General features: G+C 70.1%; 5 protein-coding genes. All 5 read right to left on the reverse strand.

Annotated elements, in window-relative coordinates; genetic code table 11:
• A partial coding sequence (locus BIV24_RS30630; RefSeq protein WP_071369728.1) for a CinA family protein occupies window positions 1-539 on the reverse strand: 539 nt, incomplete at its 3' end.
• The gene (pgsA, locus tag BIV24_RS30635; protein WP_071369729.1) at window positions 536-1,222 is read right to left on the reverse strand and encodes a CDP-diacylglycerol--glycerol-3-phosphate 3-phosphatidyltransferase; all 687 of its coding nucleotides are present in this window, start codon (window positions 1,220-1,222) and stop codon (window positions 536-538) included. The genes BIV24_RS30630 and pgsA, both read right to left, overlap by 4 nt.
• Window positions 1,219-2,691, reverse strand: a complete 1,473-nt coding sequence (rimO, locus tag BIV24_RS30640) for a 30S ribosomal protein S12 methylthiotransferase RimO (protein WP_071369730.1) — start codon at window positions 2,689-2,691, stop codon at window positions 1,219-1,221. The genes pgsA and rimO overlap by 4 nt, the downstream gene beginning before the upstream one ends.
• A 123-nt stretch (window positions 2,692-2,814) precedes the next feature.
• Window positions 2,815-3,669: a helix-turn-helix domain-containing protein gene (locus tag BIV24_RS30645; protein ID WP_071369731.1), complete on the reverse strand. Its 855-nt coding sequence runs from the start codon at window positions 3,667-3,669 to the stop codon at window positions 2,815-2,817.
• A 293-nt stretch (window positions 3,670-3,962) separates the two neighbouring features.
• A partial coding sequence (locus BIV24_RS30650; protein ID WP_071369732.1) for a DNA translocase FtsK occupies window positions 3,963-6,598 on the reverse strand: 2,636 nt, incomplete at its 5' end.

The raw sequence follows: 6,598 nt of genomic DNA on the forward strand, positions 1-6,598 counted from the left end.
CCCCCGTTCTGTTCCGTATCCTGTGCCCGCTCGTTCCCGATCTGTTCGCTCGCGAGTTCCTTCAGGAGCAGCGCGAGTACGCTCCGTACACTCTCCCTACGGATTTCCGCACGGTCGCCGTTCAACCGCAGGGCAGCCACTTTCCCGCCACCGAATTCGCCGGAGGCCTCTTCGAACGGCCCGTCCACGGCCACGAAGACCGTGCCGACCGGCTGCCCGTCCTGCGGCTCGGGCCCGGCGACGCCGGTCGTCGCGAGCCCCCAGTCCGCGCCGAGCGCCTTGCGTACGCCGGCCGCCATCTGTGCCGCGACCTGCGGATCCACCGCACCGCGCGCGGCCAGCAGGGTGCCGTCGACCCCGAGGACGTCCCGTTTGAGATCGGTGGCGTAGGCGGTGACGGAGCCACGGAAGACCTTGGACGCCCCGGCGACCGCCGTGACCTCGGCGGCCACCAGACCACCGGTCAGCGACTCGGCGACGGCGAGCGTCTCGCCCCTCGCCGTCAGGAGTCGCAGCACGTCGACGGCCAGGGAATTCACCGTTCCGTCTCCTCGGCCACGGCCCGGTGCTCGGCGATGCTGCGCCGGCGCAGCACCACGGCCTGTCTCACATAGTCGAGTCCGGTGACGATGGTCAGGACGAGCGCGACGGCCATCACCCAGAACCTCAGGGTCGCGAGCCACCCCGTGAGCGCGAGGATGTACATGCCGACGGCCACGCCCTGCGTCAGCGTCTTCAGCTTGCCGCCGCGGCTGGCCGGGATCACGCCGTGGCGGATCACCAGGAAGCGCAGCAGCGTGACCCCCAGCTCGCGGCCGAGGATCACTCCCGTCACCCACCACGGCAGGTCGGCGAGGGAGGACAGGCAGATCAGCGCCGCGCCCATGATCGCCTTGTCGGCGATGGGGTCGGCGATCTTCCCGAAGTCGGTGACGAGGTTGTACGTGCGCGCCAGATGGCCATCGAACAGGTCGGTGATCATGGCGATGGCGAAGGCGGCCCAGGCGAGCGAGCGCCATGCCGGGTCGTATCCGCCGTCGGCCAGCATCAGTGCGACGAAGCCCGGTACGAGGACCAGGCGGAGCATGGTCAGGAGGTTCGCGACGTTCCAGACGCTGGCCTGGTTGACCGCGGCGGCCGTCAGTTTGCCGCCCCGTCCACCCGACGCGGCACCCCGCGTACTCGAGGAGCCACCTGTCGCGGATGCCGGGACTCCGGTCATCTGCCCGCCTCCTCAGGACGCCCGAGCGAGCCCGCGAGCGGCTCGGCCACCAGATCGACCCCCTCCGTACCGATCACCTTCGCCTCGACCATACGGCCGACGACCAGACCTTCGCGCCCCGTGAACAACACCTGGCCGTCCGTCTCGGGCGCCTGGTGCGCGGCACGGCCGTACGCGCCCTCCTCCTCGTCGACGGACTCCACAAGCACCTGCACGGTCTCGCCGACGCGCTCCTCGGCGCGCTGCGACACAAGCTCCTCGGCCAGGCGGGATACACGGGCCAGTCGCTCGGCGACGACGTCCGCATCGAGCTTGTTCTCGTACGTCGCCGCCTCCGTGCCGTCCTCGTCGGAGTACCCGAAGACGCCGATCGCGTCCAGCCGCGCGCCGTTCAGGAAGCGCTCCAGCTCGGCCAGGTCGGCCTCGGACTCGCCGGGGAAGCCCACGATGAAGTTGGAGCGCACACCGGCCTGCGGTGCCTTGCTCCTGATGGTGTCGAGCAACTCCAGGAAGCGGTCGGTGTCGCCGAAGCGCCGCATCGCGCGCAGCACGTCGGGCGCGGAGTGCTGGAAGGACAGGTCGAAGTAGGGCGCGACCTTCGGGGTGGAGGTGAGCACGTCGATGAGCCCGGGCCGCATCTCGGCGGGCTGCAGATAGCTGACGCGGACACGCTCGATGCCGTCCACCTCGGCGAGCTCCGGCAGCAGGGACTCCAGGAGGCGGATGTCGCCCAGATCCTTGCCGTACGAGGTGTTGTTCTCGGAGACCAGCATGATCTCCTTGACGCCCTGCTCGGCCAGCCAGCGCGTCTCGTTCAGCACATCGCTCGGGCGGCGCGAGATGAAGGAGCCGCGGAAGGACGGAATAGCGCAGAAGGAGCACCGCCGGTCGCAGCCCGAGGCAAGCTTCACCGAGGCGACGGGGGATCCGTCCAGCCGGCGGCGCAGAGGCGCACGGGGACCGGACTGCGGGGCCACGCCCTCGGGGAGGTCCGTCGGGGCGCCGTGTCCGGGAAGCGCCACGTCGGAGGCGGACTGCCGCTCCACGGGACTGATCGGCAGCAGCTTGCGCCGGTCGCGCGGGGTGTGCGACGCGTGGATGCCGCCGTTCAGGATGGTCTGGAGCCGGTCCGAGATGTTCGTGTAGTCGTCGAAACCGAGCACGCCGTCGGCCTCCGGGAGGGCCTCGGCGAGTTCCTTGCCGTACCGCTCGGCCATGCAGCCCACGGCCACCACGGCCTGCGTTCTGCCGTGGTCCTTGAGGTCGTTGGCCTCCAGCAGGGCGTCGACGGAGTCCTTCTTCGCGGCATCGACGAAGCCGCACGTGTTCACGACAGCGACATCCGCGTCCGCGGCGTCCTCGACGAGTTGCCAGCCGTCCGCCTCCAAACGGCCTGCGAGCTCCTCCGAGTCCACCTCGTTACGGGCGCAGCCAAGAGTGACGAGTGCGACGGTACGGCGTTCAGGCATGGGCTCAAGACTACTTCGTCCCGCTGACAGCCCTTGTCGACGGGGTTGGCCGATCTTGACCAACCCCGTCGGTACAGGGCCTCTGAGTACCGCTCGGGCACTCTCCGGGCGCCACGGCGTCCGTCATCCGGCCACCGGGTCGCCCTTGGTGTAGGTCAGACGCTCGACCTGGCCGGGCCGGAAGTCGTCCTGGATCTTCTTGCCGTTGACGTACAGCTGGATGGCGCCCGCGTCCCCGAGGACCAGGTCGACCTTCTCCTTGTCCTGGAAGGTCTGCGAGTCGCCCTTCTTGAGCAGCCCGTCGAAGAGCGTCCGGCCGTTGTGGTCCTTGGCGGAGATCCAGCTGCGGCCGTCGGTGGCGCTCACCTGGACGGTGACCTTGTCCCGGGGCGCGGCCGCGATGGCGCTGTCGGACGGCTCGGGCTTGTGTTCCGCGGGCTTGCTGCTCTTGGGCGAGGGCGAGGAGGACTTCGCGGCGGTCGGCATCGAGCCCTTGGCTCCCTGCGGTTTCGCGCCGTGCCCGCCGCCGGTCCCCTTGATCATGGTGAAGCCCACGAAGCCGATCACGACGACGATCGCCGCGACCATCGCCGCGGTCCAGTTGGGCCCGCGCCGCTCGGGGCGGAGACGTTCCGCCTCGAAGAGCGGAGCGGTCGGAGGCGGAGCGGGCCGCGCGCCGTGCTCGGCCGCGTACTGCTCGATCAGCGGCTCCGGGTCGAGGTGGACCGCACGCGCGAGCGCGCGCACGTGACCGCGGGCGTAGACGTCGCCGCCACAGGGCGCGAAGTCGTCCCGTTCGATCGCGTGCACGATGGCGACGCGGACCCGGGTGGCGTGGCTGATGTCCTCGACGGTCAGCCCGGCCGCGACGCGCGCCTGTTTCAGGGCACGGCCGACCGAGGGGCGATCCGACGTGGGGGCTTGTTCACGATCGTCTTCGAACGGACGCTCGTCCTCAGGGAAGTTGCCGATGGACACGGGGGGCGCCTTTCGAGGGTGTAGCCACCTGTGCTGGAAGGTCAGTCTAGGGCGGTGACGAAAGGGTGGGGCAACCGGACGGTAGGACTTTGTACTCCATCAGAATGGCCGGTCATCCTGATGGCGGGACATATACCTGTTCCCTCGTTCAGCTTGACGTATCCCAGCGGGAAAGGGTTGCTCACAGAGCACTTACGGGTAGGTCACGGCCGAATGGCCGAGCGCGGCGCCGGGTGTCGACGACCGCGCCCGGGCGACCCGCTCACAGGGCGGACCGGGAACCGCCCGGATCCCTACGGTTGAGGCTCCCCGCGAATCAGGGCGAGCACACCGTCCAGTTCATCGGGTTTCACCAGAACGTCACGTGCCTTGGATCCCTCGCTGGGCCCGACGATGTTCCGCGACTCCATGAGGTCCATCAGTCGTCCGGCCTTGGCGAAGCCGACGCGCAGCTTGCGCTGGAGCATCGAGGTGGACCCGAACTGCGTGGAGACGACCAGTTCGGCCGCCTGGCACAGCAGGTCGAGGTCGTCGCCGATGTCCTCGTCGATCTCCTTCTTCTTCTGGCTCCCCACGACGACGTCGTCCCGGAAGGCGGGCGCCATCTGCTCCTTGCAGTGCCGGACGACGGCCGCGACCTCCTCCTCGGTCACGAACGCGCCCTGCATACGGGTCGGCTTGTTCGCGCCCATCGGCAGGAAGAGCCCGTCGCCCTTGCCGATCAGCTTCTCGGCGCCGGGTTGGTCGAGGATGACGCGCGAGTCGGCCAGCGAGGAGGTGGCGAACGCGAGCCGGGAGGGCACGTTCGCCTTGATCAGACCGGTGACGACGTCCACGGACGGCCGCTGTGTCGCGAGCACCAGGTGGATACCGGCCGCGCGGGCGAGCTGCGTGATGCGCACGATCGCGTCCTCGACGTCCCGCGGCGCGACCATCATCAGGTCGGCCAGTTCGTCGACGATCACCAACAGGTACGGGTAGGGGTGCAGTTCACGCTCGCTGCCCTCGGGCGGCTTGACCTTGCCGTTCCTGATGGCCTCGTTGAAGTCGTCGATGTGCCGGAAGCCGTACGCCGCGAGGTCGTCGTAGCGCAGGTCCATCTCCCGTACCACCCACTGGAGCGCCTCGGCGGCCCGTTTGGGATTGGTGATGATCGGCGTGATCAGGTGCGGGATGCCCTCGTACGCGGTCAGCTCGACGCGCTTGGGGTCGACGAGGACCATGCGCACGTCCTCCGGGGTCGCGCGGATCATGATCGAGGTGATCAGGCAGTTGATGCAGGACGACTTGCCGGAGCCCGTCGCTCCGGCGACGAGCATGTGCGGCATCTTGGCCAGGCTGTGCATCACATAGCCGCCCTCGACGTCCTTGCCGAAGGCGACCAGCATGGGGTCGGCGTCCTCGGCTGAGTCGGCGAGGCGCAGCACGTCGCCGAGGTTGACCATCTCGCGGTCGGTGTTCGGGATCTCGATGCCGACCGCGGACTTGCCGGGGATCGGGCTGATGATCCGCACGTCGGGGCTGGCGACGGCGTACGCGATGTTCTTGGTGAGCGCGGTGATCCGCTCGACCTTCACGGCGGGGCCCAGCTCCACCTCGTACCGGGTGACCGTCGGACCGCGGGTGAAGCCGGTGACGGCCGCGTCGACCTTGAACTCGGTGAAGACGTTCGTGAGGGAGGCGACGATGGCGTCGTTGGCGGCGCTGCGCGCCTTGCCGGGGCCGCCGCGCGCGAGGAGGTCGAGCGAAGGCAGGGAGTAGGTGATATCGCCGGACAGCTGGAGCTGCTCGGCGCGCGGCGGCAGGTCACGGGGCGCCTGAGGTGCCGCCTTGGTCAGGTCGGGCACCACGGAGTCGGCCTTGGGCTTGTCCTGTTGGGGACGTGCGGCCGGTACGGGCGTCGGCGTCGTCGACTCGGGGTCCCCTGTGCTCACCCCCTGGGTGAGGTCGGCGACGATCGGGGAGGGCGGCATGCCGTGCAGAACAGCGCCGTCGAGAGCGGCGGCGGCCGCCGCCGCGACGTCCACCGCGTCCATCTGCCGGCCCATGGCGGGGCGGCGGGGGCGGCTGCGGCGCTCCGAGAGCGCCTCCTGCTCGGCCGCGTCCGCGTCGTACGGTGCGTCGACCGGCCCGCGCCGCCGGGAGCGGGGCAGCGCCTCGCGCCACTGCTCGTCGTAGCGCTCGTCGTCCTCGGTGCGGATGCCGTTCGCGGGGTCGTGCACGATCCCGAGCCGCACGCCCAGCAGCCGCAGCCGCTGCGGGATGGCGGTGACGGGGGTGGCGGTGACCACGAGCAGGCCGAAGAACGTGAGCAGGACGAGCAGCGGGACGGCAAGGACGTCGCCCATGGTGTACGTCAGCGGGGTCGCCGCACCCCAGCCGATGAGCCCGCCGGCGTCCCTTATCGCCTGCATGCCGTCGCTGCGGGCGGGCTCGCCGCAGGCGACGTGCACCTGGCCGAGCACGCCGACGACGAGCGCCGACAGGCCGATGACGATACGGCCGTTGGCCTCCGGCTGTTCCGGGTGCAGTATCAGGCGCACGGCGATCGCGGCGAGCAGGATCGGCACGAGCAGGTCGAGGCGGCCGAAGGCACCGGTCACCAGCATCTCGACGAGGTCACCGACGGGACCGCGCAGATTGGCCCAGGTGCCCGCGGCGACGATCAGTGAGAGAGCGAGCAGCAGGAGCGCAAGGCCGTCCTTGCGGTGCGCCGGGTCGAGCCCCTTCGCGCCCCGCCCCAGGCCGCGGAACATCGCTCCGACGGCGTGCGCGACACCCAGCCACAGGGCGCGTACGACCTTGTACACGCCCGCGGTCGGATTGGGTGCCGGCGTGGGGGCGGGCTTCCTGGCCGCTGCCTTCTTGGCCGCTGCCTTCTTGGCGGGCGCCTTCTTCGCGGGGGCCTTCTTCGCCGGAGCCTTCTTCG

Source organism: Streptomyces colonosanans, from assembly GCF_001866645.1.
Taxonomy (GTDB): Bacteria; Actinomycetota; Actinomycetes; order Streptomycetales; family Streptomycetaceae; genus Streptomyces; species Streptomyces colonosanans.